16 protein-coding genes are annotated in these 19,740 nt (G+C 68.6%); 8 read left to right on the top strand and 8 right to left on the bottom strand.

Translation table 11 applies throughout. The features are described from left to right. Positions 1-2: 2 nt before the first annotated feature. Both OQ789_RS24970 and OQ789_RS24965 read right to left on the bottom strand, forming a co-directional pair. Positions 3-989, bottom strand: coding sequence for a thiamine pyrophosphate-dependent dehydrogenase E1 component subunit alpha (locus OQ789_RS24970; protein WP_324688995.1), 987 nt, complete (start codon positions 987-989; stop codon positions 3-5). 43 nt (positions 990-1,032) lie between these two features. Further along, positions 1,033-1,896, bottom strand: a complete 864-nt coding sequence (locus tag OQ789_RS24965) for a mycofactocin-coupled SDR family oxidoreductase (RefSeq protein WP_324688993.1) — start codon at positions 1,894-1,896, stop codon at positions 1,033-1,035. 270 nt (positions 1,897-2,166) lie between these two features. Between OQ789_RS24965 and OQ789_RS24960 the strand changes: the two genes are divergently transcribed. Together OQ789_RS24960 and OQ789_RS24955 are read left to right on the top strand one after the other, a co-directional pair. Further along, on the top strand, positions 2,167-3,399 hold the full coding sequence (locus OQ789_RS24960; RefSeq protein ID WP_324688991.1) for a CaiB/BaiF CoA-transferase family protein: 1,233 nt from the start codon (positions 2,167-2,169) through the stop codon (positions 3,397-3,399). A 259-nt stretch (positions 3,400-3,658) separates the two neighbouring features. Beyond that, positions 3,659-3,946, top strand: a complete 288-nt coding sequence (locus OQ789_RS24955) for an antitermination regulator (RefSeq protein ID WP_324688989.1) — start codon at positions 3,659-3,661, stop codon at positions 3,944-3,946. A 277-nt stretch (positions 3,947-4,223) separates the two neighbouring features. On the opposite strand, the gene OQ789_RS24950 is transcribed toward OQ789_RS24955, so the two are convergent. Beyond that, positions 4,224-6,032 (bottom strand): DUF4407 domain-containing protein, encoded by a 1,809-nt coding sequence (locus tag OQ789_RS24950; RefSeq protein WP_324688987.1) that lies wholly within the window; start codon positions 6,030-6,032, stop codon positions 4,224-4,226. 208 nt (positions 6,033-6,240) lie between these two features. On the opposite strand from OQ789_RS24950, the gene OQ789_RS24945 reads away from it, so the two are divergent. Continuing rightward, a complete protein-coding gene (locus OQ789_RS24945; RefSeq protein ID WP_324688985.1) occupies positions 6,241-6,798 on the top strand; it encodes a hypothetical protein in 558 nt (185 codons plus the stop codon). A 100-nt stretch (positions 6,799-6,898) separates the two neighbouring features. After that, complete coding sequence (locus OQ789_RS24940) at positions 6,899-7,327, top strand: SRPBCC family protein (protein ID WP_324688983.1); 429 nt, start codon at positions 6,899-6,901, stop codon at positions 7,325-7,327. Positions 7,328-7,332: 5 nt separating this feature from the next. On the opposite strand, the gene OQ789_RS24935 is transcribed toward OQ789_RS24940, so the two are convergent. The 4 genes from OQ789_RS24935 to malQ form a co-directional block, all read right to left on the bottom strand. Beyond that, complete coding sequence (locus OQ789_RS24935; RefSeq protein WP_324688982.1) at positions 7,333-7,608, bottom strand: LapA family protein; 276 nt, start codon at positions 7,606-7,608, stop codon at positions 7,333-7,335. A 108-nt stretch (positions 7,609-7,716) separates the two neighbouring features. Next, complete coding sequence (locus OQ789_RS24930; protein WP_324688980.1) at positions 7,717-8,184, bottom strand: nuclear transport factor 2 family protein; 468 nt, start codon at positions 8,182-8,184, stop codon at positions 7,717-7,719. Then, complete coding sequence (locus tag OQ789_RS24925) at positions 8,181-9,062, bottom strand: LLM class F420-dependent oxidoreductase (RefSeq protein WP_324688978.1); 882 nt, start codon at positions 9,060-9,062, stop codon at positions 8,181-8,183. Before OQ789_RS24925 ends, OQ789_RS24930 begins: the two co-directional genes overlap by 4 nt. 11 nt (positions 9,063-9,073) lie before the next feature. Next, complete coding sequence (malQ, locus tag OQ789_RS24920; protein WP_324688976.1) at positions 9,074-11,254, bottom strand: 4-alpha-glucanotransferase; 2,181 nt, start codon at positions 11,252-11,254, stop codon at positions 9,074-9,076. Positions 11,255-11,667: 413 nt separating this feature from the next. On the opposite strand from malQ, the gene eccB reads away from it, so the two are divergent. Together eccB and eccCa are read left to right on the top strand one after the other, a co-directional pair. Beyond that, positions 11,668-13,182 (top strand): type VII secretion protein EccB, encoded by a 1,515-nt coding sequence (gene eccB / locus OQ789_RS24915; RefSeq protein WP_324688974.1) that lies wholly within the window; start codon positions 11,668-11,670, stop codon positions 13,180-13,182. Beyond that, positions 13,179-17,345, top strand: coding sequence for a type VII secretion protein EccCa (eccCa, locus tag OQ789_RS24910; RefSeq protein WP_324688972.1), 4,167 nt, complete (start codon positions 13,179-13,181; stop codon positions 17,343-17,345). The genes eccB and eccCa overlap by 4 nt, the downstream gene beginning before the upstream one ends. Before the next feature lie 43 nt (positions 17,346-17,388). Here the strand turns inward: eccCa and OQ789_RS24905 are convergent, their stop codons facing one another. After that, a complete protein-coding gene (locus OQ789_RS24905; protein ID WP_324688970.1) occupies positions 17,389-18,552 on the bottom strand; it encodes a cytochrome P450 in 1,164 nt (387 codons plus the stop codon). Positions 18,553-18,818: 266 nt separating this feature from the next. Between OQ789_RS24905 and OQ789_RS24900 the strand changes: the two genes are divergently transcribed. Both OQ789_RS24900 and OQ789_RS24895 read left to right on the top strand, forming a co-directional pair. Beyond that, entirely contained in the window at positions 18,819-19,013 is a 195-nt protein-coding gene (locus OQ789_RS24900) for a ferredoxin (protein ID WP_324688968.1), read from the top strand. Between the two features lie 479 nt (positions 19,014-19,492). Continuing rightward, on the top strand, positions 19,493-19,740 hold a 248-nt coding region (locus OQ789_RS24895; protein ID WP_324688967.1), incomplete at its 3' end, for a PPE family protein.

Raw genomic sequence — 19,740 nt, 5'->3', positions numbered from 1 at the left:
CCTCAGACCGGGAACCGAATCGGGGTGGCATACACGTCCCGGTCGAGTTCCGCCGCCGTCGGCGCGTCCGCGCTCATCACGGCCTCCAGGGCGAATTCCACCGCCGCCGCCGCCTCGTCGTCCATCCGAGTGAGTTCGTCTTCGCCGCACACGCCCGCGTCGACGAGGTGCCTGCGAAAGCGCGGCACCGGGTCGGCGGCGATCGCCGCCTCGAGTTGCCCGGCGGGGATGTAGGGCATCCGGTCGCCGAAATAGTGGCCGCGGAAACGGAAAGTCACGCACTCGACGAAGGTGGGGCCGGCGCCGGTGCGGGCGCGCTGAAGTGCCTCGTCCAAAACGCCGTTCACCGCCAGCGGGTCGTTGCCGTCGACGCGCACACCCGGCATTCCGTACCCGGCGGCCCGGTCGGCGACCCGCTCGATCTTCATGGTGTCGCCGGTCGGTGTCATCTCGGCGTAGAGGTTGTTCTGGCAGACGAACACGACGGGCAGGTCCCAGAGCGCGGCCATGTTGGCCGCCTCGTGAAAGGAGCCGGTGTTGGTGGCGCCGTCACCGAAGCTGACCACGGTGACCCGATCGAGCCCCTGGCGCTTGGCGGCCATCGCCAGGCCCACCGCCACCGGGGGGCCGGCCCCGACGATGCCGGTCGAAAGCATCACGCCGGCATCCGGTTTGGCGATGTGCATGGTGCCGCCCTTGCCGCGGCTCGCGCCGACGGTCCGGCCCATCATCTCGCCGTAGATCTCCTCGAGCGGCACACCCTTGCCGATCAGGTCGTGCAGCCCGCGGTAGGTGGTCACCAGCCGATCGTCGGGCCGCAGCGCGACACCCATCGCCGCGGCGATGGCCTCCTGCCCCCGCGACGGCCAGTACACGCACATGAATTCCCCGGTGCCGATGCCCTTGGACAGCCGGTCGTCGGCCGCCTTCATCAGCACCATGAGCGCGTAGAGGCGACGCTGGACGTCGGGGGAGGGCGTGTCGGTCATCGCGCGCTTCCGGTGCGGTGCAGCACGATTGGTGCCACCGACGTCACGCGCCCGACCATGGCTTGACCTTCAGGAAGCCGCCACCGTCGACGCGCAGCTGCTGGCCGGTGATATAGCGGGCGGCGTCGGACGCGAGGAACAGCACCGCCTCGCTGATGTCCTCGGGCTCGACGTAGGGGATCGGCATCGCCTGGACGAACGGGAAGATGGGCTCGGCGTCCTCGCGGGTGGGCTCCTTCAGGTCGGGCCGGAAGGCCCGGTACATCGGCGGGCTGTGCAACATGTCGGTGTTGACGTTGGTCGGGTGCACCGCGTTCATCCGGATGGAGAACGGAGCGAGTGCCCGGGCGAAGTCGTTGACGTAGTGCGAGGCAGCCAGTTTCGCGAACGCATAGCCGGCCCCGCCGGGCCCGCCGTCGATGCCGGTGGTGTTCATCGACGACATGAAGGCGGCGTTGGAACCGATGACGACGATCGACGCGCCGGCCTGCAGGTGTTTGAGGCTGGCGTGCACGAGGTTGAGCACGCCGACCAGGTCCACGTCCACGGCGTCGGCGAAGGCCTTCGGCGGCAGGCCCGCGGTGAGCGGGCAGATGCCGGCGTTGGCCACCACGACGTCGAGGTGGCCGAACTCGGCGACGCCCTCGTCGATGGCCGCGGACAGCGCGACGCGGTCACGCACGTCCGCGATCGCGGTGTACGCGCGCTGCCCCTCCTTCTCCACCAGGCGCGCCGTCTCGTCCAGGTCCTCCGGGCGGGCCAGCGGATACTCGTTGGTGTCGATGTCGGCGCACAGGTCCACGGCGATGATGTCCGCACCCTCGGCCGCCAGCATCCGCGCGTGGGAACGGCCCTGACCGCGCGCCGCGCCACTGATCACGGCCACCTTGCCCGTCACTCTGCCCATCGCCCGCCCCTCATCCGTGCGTCTACATCACGACCGCATTGGGGCCCAAGGCCATTTGCCGTCACCACGAAGGCCGCAGCGGGAAGGAATCGGCGTCTCATCCGTCCGCGCCGTGCCGAGGGTCGCGGTCACCGCGGTGAGCGCCGGAATCGGCTCCATCGCATCTCTTCCCCGAAAAACTGCGCTGACCTGCAGATGGGCTATCACTACGCCCAAGGCTAGCTAGAATATCTAAAATAGCAAGGAATCGCGGCGACGAAGGAGTTGACGATGCCGGACGGGCGCGGCGGGGTCCTTCAGGGTGTGCGGGTGGTCGAGCTGGCGTCGTGGACTTATGTGCCCTCCGCCGGTGCCGCGCTGTCGGACTGGGGCGCCGATGTCATCAAGGTGGAGGGCGTCGCCACCGGCGATCCGGGGCGCGCGCTGGTCGTCGGCGGCTTCACCCGGCAAGCGGCCCGCCCCGATGCCGACTTCATTCTCGAGCTGGGCAACCGCGGCAAGCGCAGCATCGCCGTAGACATCAAGTCGCAGACGGGTCGCGAGCTCTTCGGGCGGCTGCTGGCCAGCGCCGACGTGTTCTTGACCAATTGGCTGCCGGGGGCGCTGGAACGGGCCCGGCTGACCGTCGACGATATCCGCTCGTTCAACCCGAAGATCATCATCGCGCGCGGCACCGGCCTGGGCGTCCGCGGTCCCGATCGCGACCGCGGCGGATTCGATGCCGCGACGTATCTGGCGCGGGGCGGAGTCGCCTACACGCTCACGCCGTTCGGCACCGAGACGCCGGCCGTCCAGGGGCCCGGCTTCGGTGACCTGCAGGGGGGCGCGACGCTGGCCGGCGGCGTGTGCGCCGCGCTGTTTCACCGGGAACGCACCGGCGAGCCGACGATCGTCGACTCGTCGCTGCTGGCGCAGGCGATGTGGTCGATCGCGCCGTCGATTTCGGCGGCCGACTTCTTCGACATCGACGGAATCCCCGGCGCACCGCCGGGCCTGGCGATCAATCCGCTCGTCAACCGGTACAAGACCAAGGACGGCAGGTGGATACAGCTGGTGTTCCTGCAGCCCGACAAGTTCTGGGCGGGTTTCTGCCGGCGCGTTGGTCTGGCCGAACTGGCCGACGACGAGCGATTCGTGCCGTCGGCCAACCTGATCGCCAATGCGGCCGCGGCCACCGAGCTGTTCGCGAACACCTTCGCCCGGCACGACCTCGCGCACTGGCAGGCGGTCCTGGCGGACGAGCCGGGCGTGTGGGGCGCGCTGGCGACGCCACGGGAAACCCTCAACGATCCGCAGGTCGAGCCCAACGGATACGTGGTGACCAACGTCGACGATTACGGCGAGAAATACCGGATCGTCGCCGCGCCAGTGCAATTCAACGAGACACCCCCGGCTCCCGCCCGCGCTCCGGAGCACGGGCAACACACCGAAGAGATCCTGCTGGAACTCGACGTCGACTGGGACGACATCGCTAAGGCGAAAGACACCAGGGCGATTCTGTAGCGCGCCAGGTCGGCCCGTGACGGCGCCGTGTGCCAGCCTGTTTCGATACCACGTGTAGCGAATTTCTCGGCGAGCAACCGATCGCGAAACGGTCACGGCCGCATATCAATGTCGATGATCGACTGGCACAACGCGGCGGATGCGCAAATCATTGCACAGGGCGCCTTTTGGGGATTGCGGCCGCAACGAAGCGAAGCCCGCGCATTCCTGCCGCTACGCGAGTAGCGGTTTCGCGGGCGCAGCAGGAGGTAGCAACAGCATGACGTCGAACTGGGTCCCGGCCCAAACTTCATGCGGCCCCAATTCCGGCCGCATTCTCGACACCGCCCGGGGCATCCTCATCGGCCTGCGCCGGTGTGCGTCCGACGCCGCCCTGGACGAATTGCACAGCGCGGCAATACGGCACAAGGTGCCGGTGTTCGCCATGGCGTGGGCACTGGTCCACCTGGCGGGCGATGGCGAGACGACTCCCAGCTTCGTCGATGCACAGTCCGCGGCGCGCCACGAGTGGGGCCCGCTGTTCACCCCCGCCGCCCTGACCTGTTGAGCGCGCGCCAAGACGTTGGGGCGGCCGAGCTTTCGAGGGGTAGACCGGCCGCCTCCAACTCCAACCACATCGATGACAACCCCGGCCCGAAAACACGCTCGCAGAGTGATGCTTTCGGGTTCCGGTTGCGGTGGCCGACGCGGGAGCGCGCCGGCAGGCGCCGGCGCAGGGGTCGCGCGGTGCCCCTGCCCGCGTCCGAGATCGACTACGGGATCATGCTTTTCCGCTGAACGCCACCGGAGCCGCGGTCGTCCACGACCGGCCCCGGGCCCGGTGCCTATTTCGGCGGCGGTAGCCGGCGCGGGCCGTCGGGCGGACCCAGTTCGGGTGGCCCGTCCCGCTTCGTCAGCGCCCGCCGACGGGCGCTTTCCGCGGACTCCACCGGCAGGCGGCCCGCATCATCGTCAGCCCGCCGCGGCAGGGCCGGGTGGGACTCACTGCCCGCGACCCGTCGGCGCGCCCGATCGCTGGGCCGGTGTCGCGAGGAGGTGACGAATTCGGTTGCCGTTGAGCCGGTTTCGTCGCCCTCGGGCTGCCCGGACAGTCGGGTGTCGGAGGCCTCGGAGTTGACCGTCACCTTGCGGGTGCGCTTGAGCGTGAACGTGATCTCCTCGGTCTCTTCGAGCACGCCTTCGAACACCTGGCGCGCCGTGCGCAGCGGCGCGGTGGTGGTGTCGATCACCTTGGCCACGAACGGCGGCACCAGCGGGCGAATCCAGCGGGCCGCGGTCTTGGTGGCGTCCGGGATCGACGGGATGAACGGGGCGGTGCGTTCCTGGTGGGCCTCGACCTCACCGGCTCGCGGCAGGGGAGCGGGCAGGTTCTCAGGCACGTCCCGGCCGGGGGGCGCTTCCGGCGCGGGCGCCGGGGCGATCGCCAGGCTGGCCGCCTCGGCCGCCGCGGCGATCGGCAGATACACGTCGTCGTCGGCCGGCTCTACGGGGCGCTGCGACGGCGCGGGCACCGGACTGTCCAGCGCTTCAAAGACGCGGCGGCGTTGCCGCTCGCGGTCGATCTCGATCTGGGCCTCGACGGCCAGCCGCGCCTGCGTCAGTTGGTGTTCGGCCCAAAGCATTTCGGCCTCCCGGCGCACCTCGGCGCGCTTGACCGCGATGGCGGTGTCCGCGTCGAGTTCGGCGCGGTCGCGCTCGGCGCGTGAGGCGGCGCGGCGATCATGGGTCGTCTCACCGCGCCACAACCCCAGGATCAGCGGTGCCAGGTAGAGCAGCACGCACAGCGCGATCGTCAACAGCCGCAGGGCCATCGCCCCGGCATCGGCCAAAGTGAGGTCATTCATCGCGACCCAGCGCGCGCCCAGGCCGCGTCCGGCGTCCGCCACCACAGCGTCCCGCGCGTCGCTCAGCGCTACCTCCTGCCGCAAGATCGTGGCGTCCAGATCTGGTGCGCGGCTGTCCCGGGCCGCCAGGGCGGTGTCCAATTCCTGTTGGGCATCGGCGAGAAGCTCATTGGCCGTGCGGGTTTCGGGCCCGGCGCCGGGGACCCCGGTGATCTGGGTCTGCGGGCAGCCGGGCGTCGGGTGGTACTCGCAGCGGGCGACCACCAGGGCCTTGTCCTGGCGGTCACGGGCCTGCGCGACCGCGCCGTCGAGCGCGGCGCGGCCATCCCTGGACTGCTGCAGGGACGCCGATGCCCGCGCGACGGCGGGAGCCGACTCGGCGTCGCGCAACGCCCGCGCGTCGAGGCGGTGCCCGATCGAACCCGAAAGCAGGACCAGCGCCACGAGCTCGCCGACGACGACGCCCAGCGCCGCCGCCACCGCGGCGCGGGCCGCCAGACCGGGGCGGCTCCGTTGCGGCCCGGGGACGGTGCCGCGGGTGATCGCGCCGACCAGCAGGCCGAAGACCAGGGCGAGCGCCGCGACGGCCGGCAGCGGCCAGCGGACCGACCCGCTGACCGCCAGGGTCGCGACCAGCCAGGCCAGCAGCGCACCCAGTACCGTGATCGCGCCGGCAACGGCGTGGGTGGATCGTTCGTGCCGCTCAGCCAGCTCGCGCCGATGACCGCCGCCGAGCCAGATGAGCACATCGGACAGACCCGCGCGCCGTTCAGTTACTTCCTGGGGCATGAGATTGAGAGCACCTCCACCGTCAAGCCTCGCAGGCGAGGCCCCGACACATCGAATCGAGGCGCCCCGCCTGTGGCGCGCTTCACAATCCGCGAATCGGCGCAGATCTGCCGCCCGGCACCCCGGGTATGCCTCCCACGAGCAGATTTCCCGCGACGCGAACAGATCAGCGACCGTATTGGCAGGTGACATGAGACGGTATAAGCCTATGACGACCCACGAATACGTCACCTACGAAGAGTTCGGCCGCAGGTTCTTCGAGGTCGCGGTCACCCCGGAGCGGGTCGCTGCTGCATTCGCCGACATCGCAGGCAGCGAGTTCGCCATGGAGCCGATCGCGCAGGGGCCCGGCAAGATCGCCAAAGTCAGTGCCAACGTCAAGATCGAAGACCCCCGGGTCACGCGGCGGCTCGGCGACGACATCACGTTCGTCATCCACATTCCGCTCTCGATCGACCTGCTGGTCGACCTGTGGGTCGACAAGCAGCGCTTCGTGGTCTCCGGGGATATCCAACTGCGCGCGACCGCCCGAGCGGCCGAACCGCTATTGCTGATCGTCGACGTCGCCAAACCCCGGCCGTCCGACATCACCGTCAACGTCTCGTCCAAGTCGATCCGTGGCGAGGTTCTGCGCATCCTGGCCGGCGTCGACGGAGAGATCCGGCGGTTCATCGCGCAGTATGTGGCCACCGAGATCGACGCGCCCCAATCGCAGGCGGCCCAGATCATCGACGTGGCCCACCAGCTGGAGCAGGCCTGGCCCTGACCGACCCAGGAATAGCCGCGAAGGTGTCGGGGTACCCAGCCGAGATTGTGCGAGTCGCCCGCGCGGCGGGCGACGACGGTCAGCCAAGGGAGGATAGACGTTGGCTCGCGTAGATGTCTCGGTGTCGTCACAGGTGGAGCCGGAGGCGGCCTGGAAGCTGGCATCCGACCTGGATCGGTTCGACGAGTGGATGACGATCTTCGCCGGGTGGCGGGGGCCGGTGCCCGACACGATCAAGAAGGGCACGCGGGTCTCGTCGTGCGTGAAGGTCAAGGGCTTCCGCAACGTGATCCACTGGGAGGTAACCCGCTACGACGAGCCGAAGGCGATCGAGCTGCAGGGGCGCGGCCGCGGCGGCATCCGCCTCACGGTGGCGATGGACGTCAGCGATGACCACCCGGGATCGACGTTCCACCTCACCGCCGACCTCGGCGGCGGTCTGCTCAGCGGGCCGGTCGGGGGATTGGTCGCCCGGGTGCTGCGCTCCGACGTGAAGAAGTCGGTGAACAACCTCGCGTCGCTGCGGTAGCGGCGCTACCTGACCGGCCGGCCGGGCACCCATTCCCGCTCGGCATCGCGAATTCGCCTGCGGTCCATCGCAAGCCAGGACAAGCCCGCCCCGAACGCGAGCATAGAGACGATGGCGGCGGCGACTCCCGCACCGCCGTGACCCAGGGCGAAATCGGCCACGCACACGACGAACGCCAGTGCGGCCGCGGCGATCACGAGGAACCCGGGTGACACGGCGAGCGCCCACTCCTGCGGGTGCCGGTCAGCGGTCCGATCGTTGTCGACAGGGCTGTGCCTCATGGGCTTCTCCTCTGCTATCCGTTTCGGCCGATCTGTTGGTGCTACCCGAAAGGCCGATCGGACAAACGATGCCGCGCAGGTCTGTGCGGATGACCTGGCGCCGGCGCGCTAGGAGGCGTCGGGCGGCAGCAGCCGGCGTACCGGGCGCGTCTCGATGGCATGGACCGTCAATGCCCGGCGGCCGATCCGCCAGCCCGCGCCGGTCAGCACGTACTCGTCGTCGTAGCGCAGGTGCCATGCCACGTCCACCAGCTCGCCGTCGCGCTCGTTCCAGTGGTGCGCCACGCCCGCGATCCGGCCGCGCGCGGTGTCGGCCGCGGCCGCGTCGTACACCTCGCCGATGATCGCGTGCTCGGTGCGCGCGACCGTGGCGACGGCCGCGACCGCCATGCCGATGGCCCGCCGGCCGCGGTGGGACCGGACCGGTTGCAGGTCGGCGGGCGGTGCCGGCACCAACAGTTCGGCGTCATCAGTGAAAAGCTCTGCAGCAGCATTGAATTCGCGGTCATCGACATACGCGGCGTACCGGTGCACCACGTCGCTGAGCGCGGACCGCTGTTCGACCGAAAGCGTCATGAGTTCAACGACAGCCGTTGCGCGCACGCCGACAACAGATCCTTCGCCTGCTCGATATCGGCGGTCGGCGGCATCGCCAGCACCAGCCGGTCGGCGCCCTGATCGGCGAGGGCGGCCGCGCGCTCGGCGTCGATCTTGGTGACCGCGTGGCCCAGTGACACCTCCAGGGCCACCGGATCACGGCCGGCCGACGCGGCCTCGTCGCGCATGAGCGCGAGCAGCGAGGCGAGCCGGTCCCCGGTCACCCCGAGCGGCTGAAACCCGTCACCGAGCCGGCCGGCGCGCCGCGCGGCGGCCCGGCTGTGCCCGCCGATGTGAATCGGAAGACGCTCCGCCGCAACCGGTTTCGGATAGCACATGACGTTGTCGAAGTCGAAGAATTCGCCGGTGAATGACGCCCCGCCGGGCCGGTGCGCCCACAACTCGCGCAGGACTGCCAGCTGCTCGTCGGCCCGGCGCCCCCGGCTGTCGAATTCGACGTCGCAGGCGGCCAGCTCCTCCTGCAGCCAGCCCACCCCCACGCACAGCCGCAGTCTGCCGCCCGACAGGGCGTCGACGGTGGCGGCCCGCTTGGCCAGCACTACCGGATGGTGGTTGGGCAGCACCAGCACGCCGGTGGCCAGCCCCAGGTTGTCGGTGTGGCCCGCCAGAAAGGCAAGCAGGTCAAGCGGATCCGGGATGGGACAGTCCGGCGCCAGCCCGACGCGCCCCGAATTGTCGTAGGGATAGACGCTGTCGTAGCGGGTGAGCAACACCGTGTGTTCGACCGCGACGATCGATTCGAACCCGCAGGCCTCGAGGTGCCGCGCGAAGGCCACCATCCAGTCCGGGTCCGCGGTGACACCCTCGGCGACTGGGGCCACGACCGAGACCTTCATGGTTTTCGAAGCTAACAAGGCGCCCGCTGGGGCGAGCGGCGGGCCGCTGTTTTTGCCTCGGCCGGCGCGATGGCGGCACGCACCGCCTCGGCGAGCGCGGCGGCGCGGTTATCGGCGAACACGTCCTCGAGCATCACCGGGCGCCCGTCGGGACCGGTCAGCGGGACCCGCCAGTTGGGATATTCGTCGGTGGTGCCGGGCTGGTTCTGGGTGCGCCGGTCACCGACGGCGTCGGTCAGCGCCACGCCCAGCAGCCGCGACGGCGTCCTGCCCAGATAGCGGTACAGGGCCACCACGACCTGCTCGGGTTCCTCTTCGCCCTCGTCGAGCAGCCCGACCCGGCGCAGCTCGGCCATCCACGCCGCCAGCTCGGTGCGGTCGGACTCCAGCTCCTCTTCGACGGGACGGGTCAGCAGACCGAGCGAATCGCGCAGCCGCACATGATCGCCTGCCAGGTAACCGGCGGTGGGCGGCAGGTCGTGCGTGGTGACCGAAGACAGGCAGTACTCGCGCCAACGCTCGGCGGGCAGCGGGCCACCGTTGCCGTCGCGGTCCAGCTCGAACCAGAGGATCGAGGTGCCCAGCAGCCCCCGCAACAAGAGGTAGTCGCGCACCCATGGCTCGACCGTGCCGAGGTCCTCGCCGACGACGACCGCGCCGGCGCGGTGCGCCTCCAGCGCGACGATGCCGATCATGGCGTCATGGTCGTACCGAACGTAGGTGCCTTGGGTGGGTGAGGTGCCCCGCGGGATCCACCAGAGCCGGAACAAACCGATGATGTGGTCGATGCGCACCCCACCTGCATGCCGTAACACCGCACGGATCAGCGCGCGGAAGGGCCGATACTCGTGCTCGTCCAACCGGTCCGGGCGCCACGGCGGTTGGGACCAATCCTGGCCGAGCTGGTTGAACTCGTCCGGGGGTGCGCCCGCCGTCACGCCCAGCGCCATCACGTCCTGCAGCGCCCAGGCGTCGGCGCCATTGGGATGCACGCCGACGGCCAGGTCATGCATGACGCCCAGCGCCATGCCGGCCCGGATCGCCTGCGACTGCGCCGCGGCAAGCTGCTCGTCGAGCTGCCACTGCAGCCAGCGGTGGAAATCGACGGTGTCCGAATTCTTTTCGACGAAGTTCGCGATTCCGGGCGCATCCGGGTGCTGCAACGCCTCGGGCCAGGAATGCCAGTCGGCGCCGTACTTCTCGGCCAGCGCGCACCAGGTGGCGAAGTCGTCCAGCGCGCGTCCCTCCCGGTCGCGAAACGCGGCGTAGGACAGCTCCCGTCCCGCCGACCGTGGTTCTTGGTGCAGCAGCCACAGCGCCGCCCGCTTCGCCGCCCACGACGCGTCGCGGTCGATGGTGTCCACACCGGTGGCGCGCTCCTGCACCTCGGAGCGCAGCCGACGGACCCGGTTGCGTTTGGTCAGGTCGGCGAATTCGGGGACGGCCTCGACGTGCAGGTAGATCGGGTTGACGAAACGCCGCGACGTCGGCAGGTACGGCGAAGGCTCCATCGGCCTCGTCGGGGCCGCCGCGTGCAGCGGATTGACCAGGAGATAGTCGGCCCCGTGGCGCGACGCCGACCACACCGCCAGGTCGGTCAGGTCGGTCAGATCGCCGACGCCCCACGACTGCCGCGACCGCACGCTGTAGAGCTGCGCGGCCAGGCCCCACGCGCGGCGGGCGCCGAGCCGGTCGGGCAGCCCGAGCCAGTCCGGCGTCACGATCAGCGCGGTGCTGGTCTCAGAGTCACCGGAGCGCAGGTGCACCCGGTGATAGCCCAGCGGCAGGTGGGCGGGCAGCACGAAGCTGGCCTCGCCGACCCAGCGACCGTCCAGGTCGAACGGCGGGGTGAAGTTGTCGACCTGCTCGACCCCGCCGCGCACCGTGCCGTCTTCGAGCTGCAACCACACGTCCGCGGGGTCGCCGTGGGTGACATGAGCCCAGAACCGGATCGGCTCGCCGGTACGCCCGACAATGGTCGCCGGCAGCCTGCGCGCCCAGTGCGACCGCTGCTTGGCGGTCAGCGCGACGTTGCGCTCCTGCTCGGTGTCGGCCGCGACGCCCAGGGCACCCAGCACGGCCTGCAACGTGGCCTCGGAAACTCGCACCCGCCGGCCCGTCCAGTCCTCGTAGTCCGTCGCGATGCCGTATCTGCGGGCGAGTTCGATCAGCGACGGCGCGAGTTCAGTCATACGGCCATCTTGCTGCCAGGATTCTCGGATCGCCGACTCGGACCCGGCGCACGTGCGCGCACTCTTCGCTGGGCGCCAACAGTTGGTGCCGTCTGACGGCAAACGACTTGCCGCTTTCGACAGGACGAGTGGCCGGGTGGCCACTACCATGCTTTGGGATGCTTCGGGGAGACGAAAGGTCTCTTCAGCTCATCTGTGGGGAGAAGAAACTGCCAGTTCAGGGGGCATGTCGCCATTTCCTGGCCGGCGGCCGCCGCTACCGGATTCGGGTGCATATAGAGATGTGGGAGTTAATGGCTTCGGCGCCGCATGGCGAGGTCCGTGCAGGTGCCTTAACGTTGTCATGTAATTCGCGCCAGATCAGCTCACCAGGGACGATATCCAGGCGCTTCAGCAGACCGGACGGTGAATAAGTGGCGGAAGAGAGTCGCGGGCAGCGCGGGTCGGGGTACGGCCTCGGGTTGTCGACGCGGACCCAGGTGAGTGGCTATCAGTTCCTCGCTCGCCGGACCGCGATGGCCCTGACTCGGTGGCGTGTCCGGATGGAGATCGAGCCCGGCCGCCGCCAGAACCTGGCCGTGGTCGCATCGATCTCGGCGGCACTGGTGATCTGCCTGGGTGCCCTGCTGTACTCGTTCCTCAGCCCGGCGGGCCAAGTCGGGGATTCGCCGATCATCGCCGACCGCGACTCGGGTGCGTTGTATGTCCGCGTCGGCGACAGGTTGTACCCGGCCCTGAACCTGGCGTCGGCGCGCCTGATCACCGGCCGCCCGGACAACCCGCACCTGGTCAAGTCCAACCAGATCTCCACCCTGCCGCGCGGTCCGATGGTGGGCATCCCGGGTGCGCCGTCGAGCTTCCACCCGACCAGCCCGGCCTCGTCGTCCTGGTTGGTCTGCGACACCGTGGCGAACTCGACCGGCGGGTCGCCGTCGGGGGTGACGGTGACGGTGATCGACGGCACTCCCGATCTGGGCAATCACCGGCGGCTGCTGACCGGGTCGGACGCGGTGGTGCTGAACTACGGCGGGGACCCCTGGGTGATCCGGGAGGGGCGCCGCTCCCGGATCGACGCGGTGAACCGGTCCGTGCTGCTGCCGCTGGGTCTGACCCCGGAACAGGTGAGTATGGCCAAGCCGATGAGTCGCGCCCTGTACGACGCGCTGCCGGTGGGTCCGGAACTGACAGTGCCGCAGATTCAGAATGCCGGCGCCGGGGCGTCGTTCCCCAATGCGCCAGGCCCCATCGGCACGGTGATCGTCACCCCGCAAATCAGTGGGCCGCAACAGTATTCATTGGTATTGGCCGACGGCGTGCAGACGCTGCCGCCGCTGGTGGCTCAGATTCTGCAGAACGCCGGGCCGGGCAACACCAGGCCGGTGACAGTGGAACCGTCCGCGCTGGCGAAGATGCCGGTGGTCAACAAGCTGGATCTGTCGTCCTACCCGGACGCGCCCCTCAACGTGATGGACATCCGCGAGAACCCGGCGACCTGCTGGTGGTGGCAGAAGACCTCCGGTGAAAACCGGGCCCGCGTCCAGGTCATCTCCGGCGCGACCATTCCCGTGCAGTCGAAGGACGCCAACAGGGTGGTATCGCTGGTCAAGGCCGACACCACCGGACGCGAAGCCGACCAGGTCCTGTTCGGGCCCGACTACGCCAACTTCGTGGCCGTCACCGGAAACGACCCCGGCTCCAAGACCACCGAATCGCTGTGGTGGCTGACGGACGCGGGTGCCCGGTTCGGGGTCGACGACACCCGCGAGGTACGAGAAGCGTTGGGCCTGAAGACAAAACCGGGCCTGGCGCCGTGGGTGGCGCTGCGGCTCCTCCCGCAAGGTCCGACGTTGTCGCGTGCCGATGCGCTGGTGGAGCACGACACGCTACCGATGGATATGTCCCCAGGAGAGTTGGCGGTACCGAAGTGAAACGTGGATTTGCGCGGCCGACGCCGGAGAAGCCCCCGGTAATCAAGCCGGAGAACATCGTCCTCCCGACGCCGCTGAGCATTCCGCCGCCGGAAGGCAAGCCTTGGTGGCTGATCGTGGTCGGCGTCCTGGTGGTCGGACTGCTGATCGGAATGGTCGCGATGACGTTCGCCAGCGGCTCGCGTGTGTTCGGCGGCGCCGGCTCGATCTTCCCGATCTTCATGATCGGTGGCGTCGCAATGATGATGTTCGGCGGCCGGTTCGGCGGCCAGCAGCAGATGAGCCGGCCCAAGCTGGACTCGATGCGCGCCCAGTTCATGCTGATGCTGGACATGCTGCGGGAGACCGCCCACGAGTCGGCCGACAGCATGGACGCCAACTACCGGTGGTTCCACCCGGCGCCCACCACGCTGGCCGCCGCGGTCGGGTCGCAGCGGATGTGGGAACGCAAGCCCGACGGGAAAGACCTGAACTTCGGCGTGGTCCGCGTCGGCGTCGGTATGACGCGTCCCGAGGTGACCTGGGGTGAGCCCCAGAACATGCCGACCGACATCGAGCTCGAGCCGGTGACCGGTAAGGCGCTGCAGGAGTTCGGTCGCTATCAGAGCGTCGTCTACAACCTGCCGAAGATGATCTCGGTACTGGTCGAGCCCTGGTACTCGCTGACCGGAGACCGCGAGCAGGCGCTGGGACTGATGCGGGCGATCATCTGTCAGCTGGCGTTCTCCCACGGTCCCGATCACATGCGCATGATCGTGGTCACCTCCGACGTCGACGAATGGGACTGGGTGAAGTGGCTGCCCCACTTCGGCGACCCGCGCCGCCAGGACGCCGCGGGCAACGCCCGGATGGTCTACAGCTCGGTGCGCGAGTTCGCCGCCGAGCAGGCCGAATTATTCGCCGGCCGCGGCTCTTTCACGCCCCGGCACGCTAGTTCGTCGGCCCAGACCCCGACGCCGCACACGGTGATCGTCGCCGACGTCGTCGATCCGCAATGGGAGTACGTGATCAGCGGCGAAGGCGTCGACGGCGTGACGTTCTTCGACCTCACCGGCTCAGAGATGTGGAGCGCGGTCCCGGAGCGCACGCTGCGCTTCGACGACAGGGGTGTCATCGAGGCGCTGCCCCGCGACCGCGACACCTGGATGGTCATCGACGAGAAGCCCTGGTTCTTCGCCCTCACCGACCACATCAGCACGCCCGAGGCGGAGGAGTTCTCACAGAAGCTGGCGCGCTGGCGGCTCGCCGAGGCGTACGAGGAGATCGGCCAGCGGGTGGCACACATCGGCGCCCGGGACATCATGGCCTACTACGGAGTCGACGACCCGGGCCGCATCGACTTCGAGGCGTTGTGGGGCAGCCGCAACGACTCGATGGGCAGGTCACGGCTGCGGGCGCCGTTCGGTGTCCGCTCCGACAACGGCGAGCTGCTGTTCTTGGACATGAAGTCGCTGGACGAGGGCGGTGACGGTCCACACGGCGTCATGTCGGGTACGACCGGTTCGGGTAAGTCGACCCTGGTGCGCACGGTGATCGAATCGCTGATGCTCAGCCATCCGCCCGAAGAGCTGCAGTTCGTGCTGGCCGACCTCAAGGGTGGGTCGGCGGTCAAGCCGTTCTCCGGCGTGCCGCACGTCTCGCGGATCATCACCGACCTGGAAGAAGACCAGGCGCTGATGGAACGCTTCCTGGACGCGCTGTGGGGTGAGATCGCCCGGCGCAAGGCGATCTGCGACAGCGCCGGTGTCGACGACGCCAAGGAGTACAACTCGGTGCGCGCCCGGATGCGGGCCCGCGGTCAGGACATGGCGCCGCTGCCGATGCTGGTGGTCGTCATCGACGAGTTCTACGAATGGTTCCGCATCATGCCGACGGCGGTCGACGTGCTCGACTCGATCGGCCGTCAGGGCCGCGCTTACTGGATCCACCTGATGATGGCGTCGCAGACGATCGAGAGCCGCGCCGAAAAGCTCATGGAGAACATGGGTTACCGGTTGGTGCTGAAGGCGCGCACCGCAGGCGCGGCCCAGGCCGCGGGTGTGCCGAACGCGGTCAACCTGCCGGCCCAGGCCGGTCTGGGCTACTTCCGGCGCAGCCTGGAAGACATCACCCGGTTCCAGGCCGAATTCCTTTGGCGGGACTACTTCCCGCGCGGCATCACCGATGACGGAGACGAGGCGCCGGCGCTGGTGCACAGCATCGACTACGTCCGTCCGCAGCTGTTCACCAACTCGTTCACCCCGCTCGAGGTCAGCGTCGGCGGGCCCGACGTCTCCGTCCCCGCCATCCCCGCCGGCGCCGACTTGCTGGAGGTCGACGGGGCCGAGGACGACGATTCCGAGGGAATCAGGACGCCCAAGGTCGGCACGGTCATCATCGACCAGCTGCGCAAGATCGACTTCGAGCCGTACCGGCTGTGGCAGCCGCCGCTGAACCAGCCCGTCGCCATCGACGAACTGGTGAACCGGTTCCTCGGCCGCCCCTGGCAGCAGGACTACGGCACCGCGCTGGATCTCGTCTTTCCGATCGGGATCATCGACCGTCCCTTCAAGCACGACCAGCCGCCGTGGACCGTCGACACGTCGGGGCCCGGTGCCAACGTGCTGATCCTGGGTGCCGGTGGTTCCGGGAAGACCACCGCGCTGCAGACCCTGATCTGCTCCGCGGCGCTGACCCACACGCCCGAGCAGATCCAGTTCTACTGCCTGGCCTATAGCAGCACCGCGCTGACCACGGTCGCCCACCTGCCCCATGTCGGTGAGGTGGCCGGTCCGACCGATCCGTACGGCGTCCGCCGCACGGTGGCCGAACTGCTGGCCCTGGTGCGGGAGCGCAAGCGCAGCTTCCTCGAATACGGAATCGCCTCGATGGAGGTGTTCCGCCGGCGCAAGTTCGGCAACGAGCCCGGTCCGGTCCCCAACGACGGATTCGGCGACGTCTACCTGGTGGTGGACAACTACCGGGCGCTGGCCGAGGAAAACGAGGTGCTGATCGAGCAGGTGAACGTGATCATCAACCAGGGCCCCTCGTTCGGGGTGCACGTGGTGGTCACCGCCGATCGCGAATCGGAGCTGCGGCCACCGGTGCGCAGCGGTTTCGGCTCCCGGGTCGAGCTGCGCCTGGCCGCCGTCGAAGACGCGAAGCTGGTGCGTTCGCGGTTCGCCAAGGACGTTCCGGTCAAGCCGGGCCGCGGCATGGTCGCGGTCAACTACGTCCGCCTCGACGCCGACCCGCAGAGCGGCCTGCACACGTTGGTGGCGCGTCCCGCGTTGGCCGGCACGCCGGGGTACCGGTTCGAGTCCGACAGCATCGCCGAGGCGGTCAGCCGGATCACCAGCAGCAAGGCCCCGCCAGTGCGACGGCTGCCGGCGACGTTCGGGGTGGAACAGCTTCGCGAGCTCGCCGCGCAGGACACCCGCCGCGGTGTCGGTGCGGGCGGAATCGCCTGGGCGATCTCGGAATTGGACCTGTCGCCGGTCTACCTCAACTTCGACGAGAACGCACACCTGATGGTGACCGGCCGTCGCGAGTGTGGACGGACCACGACGCTGGCCACCATCATGTCGGAGATCGGGCGGTTGTACGCGCCGGGCGCGACCAGCGCACCGCCGGTGCCGGCCGGGCAGCCCTCGGCGCAGGTGTGGCTGGTGGACCCGCGTCGTCAGCTGCTGACCACGCTCGGCTCGGACTACGTGGAGAGGTTCGCCTACAACCTCGACGGTGTGCAGGCGATGATGGGCGAACTGGCCGCGGTTCTGGCCGGCCGCGAGCCGCCGCCCGGGTTGTCCGCCGAGGAGTTGCTGTCGCGGAACTGGTGGAGCGGGCCGGAGATCTTCTTGATCGTCGACGACATCCAGCAGCTGCCGGCAGGGTTCGACTCGCCGCTACACAAGGCCGCGCCCTGGGTGACCCGGGCCGCCGACGTCGGACTGCACGTGATTGTCACCCGCACGTTCGGTGGCTGGTCGTCCGCCGGCAGCGACCCGATGTTGCGGGCGCTCGCGCAGGCGAACGCCCCGCTGCTGGTGATGGACGCCGACCCGGACGAGGGATTCATCCGCGGCAAGATGAAGGGCGGTCCGCTGCCCCGCGGTCGAGGCCTGCTGATGGCCGAGGACACCGGCGTGTTCGTTCAGGTGGCGGCGACCGCATTACGCAAATAGGACCCCGAAAGAACTGCGGCCGCTGCGCTGGGTCAGCCCGCAATCAGCCCCAGCGCAGCGGCAATTCCTTGAGCGCGAAACTCTTTGACGGGTAACTGATCGCTGGGGAGTAATCCTCCGGCAGTTCGAAGTCGGGAATTTGGGTCAGCCATTCCGCGACGATCACCGTCAGTTCGATGCGCGCCAGGTGAGAGCCCAGGCAGCGGTGCGGCCCGCCGCCAAACCCCCAGTGCCGGTGGACTTTTCCGTCCATATTGAGCTCGTTGGTGGACATGGCGTCGCTGTCATCGCGGTTGACCGCGGCCATACAGAGCCGCACCGAGGTGCCCGGCGGCAGTGTCATGCCGCCGATTTCGACGAATTCCGTGGTGATCCGGGGCGCCACCGGCGCGGACGGTTCGAGCCGGACGATCTCCTCGATGAAGACCCTGGTCTGTTTCGGGTTGTCGCGCAGCTCCTTGCGCAGCTGCGGTCTGCGCGCCAACTCGTACAGCGAGAACCCGATGGCGGCGGTCACGGTGTCCAGGCCGGCCAGGATCAGCAGGTGACTCATGCCCAGCAGTTCGAGGTCGGTGAACTCACCCTTGCCGGTCATCACCCGCGACAGCATGTCCGACCCCGGGTTCTGCCGGCGCGCCGCGATGGCGTCGGCCAGATACGCCAGCAGCCGCTCGGACTTCTCGATGTCGGTTCGGGTGATGAACGGCTTGTCGCTGACGACGGCGTCTTTCCAGTCGATGAGAAGATCGCGGTCCTGCAGTGGCAGCCCGTAAAGGTCCAGGAATACCTGGAGCGGGTACAGGTTGGCGAAGTCCGCCATCACCTCGCACCCGCCCCGGCCGGCCAGTGCCGCGATCATGTCACGGGCGTGGTGCTCGAGCACGGGACGGGACTTGCTCAGCGCGTGCGGGCTGAAGTACGGCTGCAGAATCTGGCGGTAGCGGGTGTGTTGCGGCGGATCAAAAGCCAACGGCAGCACCGGCAATGGATGGCCGGGGGGCTGCAAGACGGTCGATGAGAAGACCTTGGTGTTGCGCAGCGCGGCCAGTACGTCTTCGCGCCGGGTGATGTAGTAGTGGCCGTTCATGAACACGACGGGTCCGGCGTCGCGCAGCGTCTTCCACCCGAGACCCCGGTCGACGGTCATCGGTAGGGCGGCGAAATCCAGCCGGGGCAGGTGGAACGCGCCTTGCTGGCCGTCGCTCATGCGGCTGAATCTCCGGTGGTTTGTCGGCTTTGGCCGGCACCAACGCGTGGCGGCGCCGCAATATCGCAAGCGGCAATAGCGCAAGCGGGGACATTGCTGGCGCGGACATTACAAGCGCCGCAACCGAACACGGTGGGACCGCCCACGCTAATCGCGGGTTTTCGGTGCCGGGAAGCGACTGGCGAACATCCCCGACACTTTACCGACCCACTAATCTGGGTACCGAATCGCGAAATGCAAGCCGGGTCGGCGGGGGAGGAAGCCTCGTGAGGGTTCGTCTGGAACAGTCGAAATGCGTGGGCCATGCCCAGTGCTACGCCGTCGACCCCGACCTCTTTCCCATTGACGAGTCGGGCTATTCGATTCTCGAAGAGCACGAGGTCCGGCCCGAGGATGAGCAATCCACCCGCGACGGCGTCGCCTCCTGTCCCGAGATGGCGCTGATCCTCGACGAGGGCTGACGGAACCGGGCCGCCGCGACCGCAAAGCGCGGAAAGCGAACGGAAGATGAACAATCCGTGTTCTTTTATGAACGCCCGCCGACAAGGAATGAACTCTGGTTGGCGATTGATGAACAGGCCGCTTTCAGTGTCGGTGTTTACCTCATAACGAACTAATCTCAGTGCCGGGCGGCAGTTCGGGCACACGCGAGCTGTCGCTCGCTTGCTGATAACGGGGAGATTAGCTGAGGCAGAGGTGCACGCCGTTTCTGACCAGACGTCCGAGAAATGCGGTGCCAGACCAGCTTTGCGGACACAGCCGACTGGTCAAGGCGCGTCGCGCCGCCCGGTTGACGGGTTTGGGGGGCCGAAATGGGCCCGCCGGCAGCTCCCGTGGGCGCAACGAACGACCGGTGGCGTCGTCTACAAAGCCGTGACCACGGCCACCGATTCCGATGTGACAGACGAGATCGCGTTCCCGGCCGACTGGGGAGGACACGGTGTTTGACTTCGCGGCGTTACCGCCCGAAATCAATTCCGGTCGCATGTACGCGGGTCCGGGGTCGGGGCCAATGATGGCCGCGGCCGCCGCCTGGGATGAGATTGCGGCGGAACTAGGTGTGGCTGCCAGCGGCTACGACTCGGTGATTACCGGGCTGACCGGTGGGCCCTGGGTGGGTCCGGCGTCGACGGCGATGTTGTCGGCGGTCACCCCGTACGTGAGTTGGCTCAGTGCTTTGGCCACGCA

The organism is Mycobacterium sp. 94-17 (assembly GCF_035617725.1).
In the GTDB taxonomy this organism is placed as follows: domain Bacteria; phylum Actinomycetota; class Actinomycetes; order Mycobacteriales; family Mycobacteriaceae; genus Mycobacterium.
Note: the sequence above shows the minus strand (reverse complement) of the source record. Positions and strands in the feature narration are given on the sequence as shown.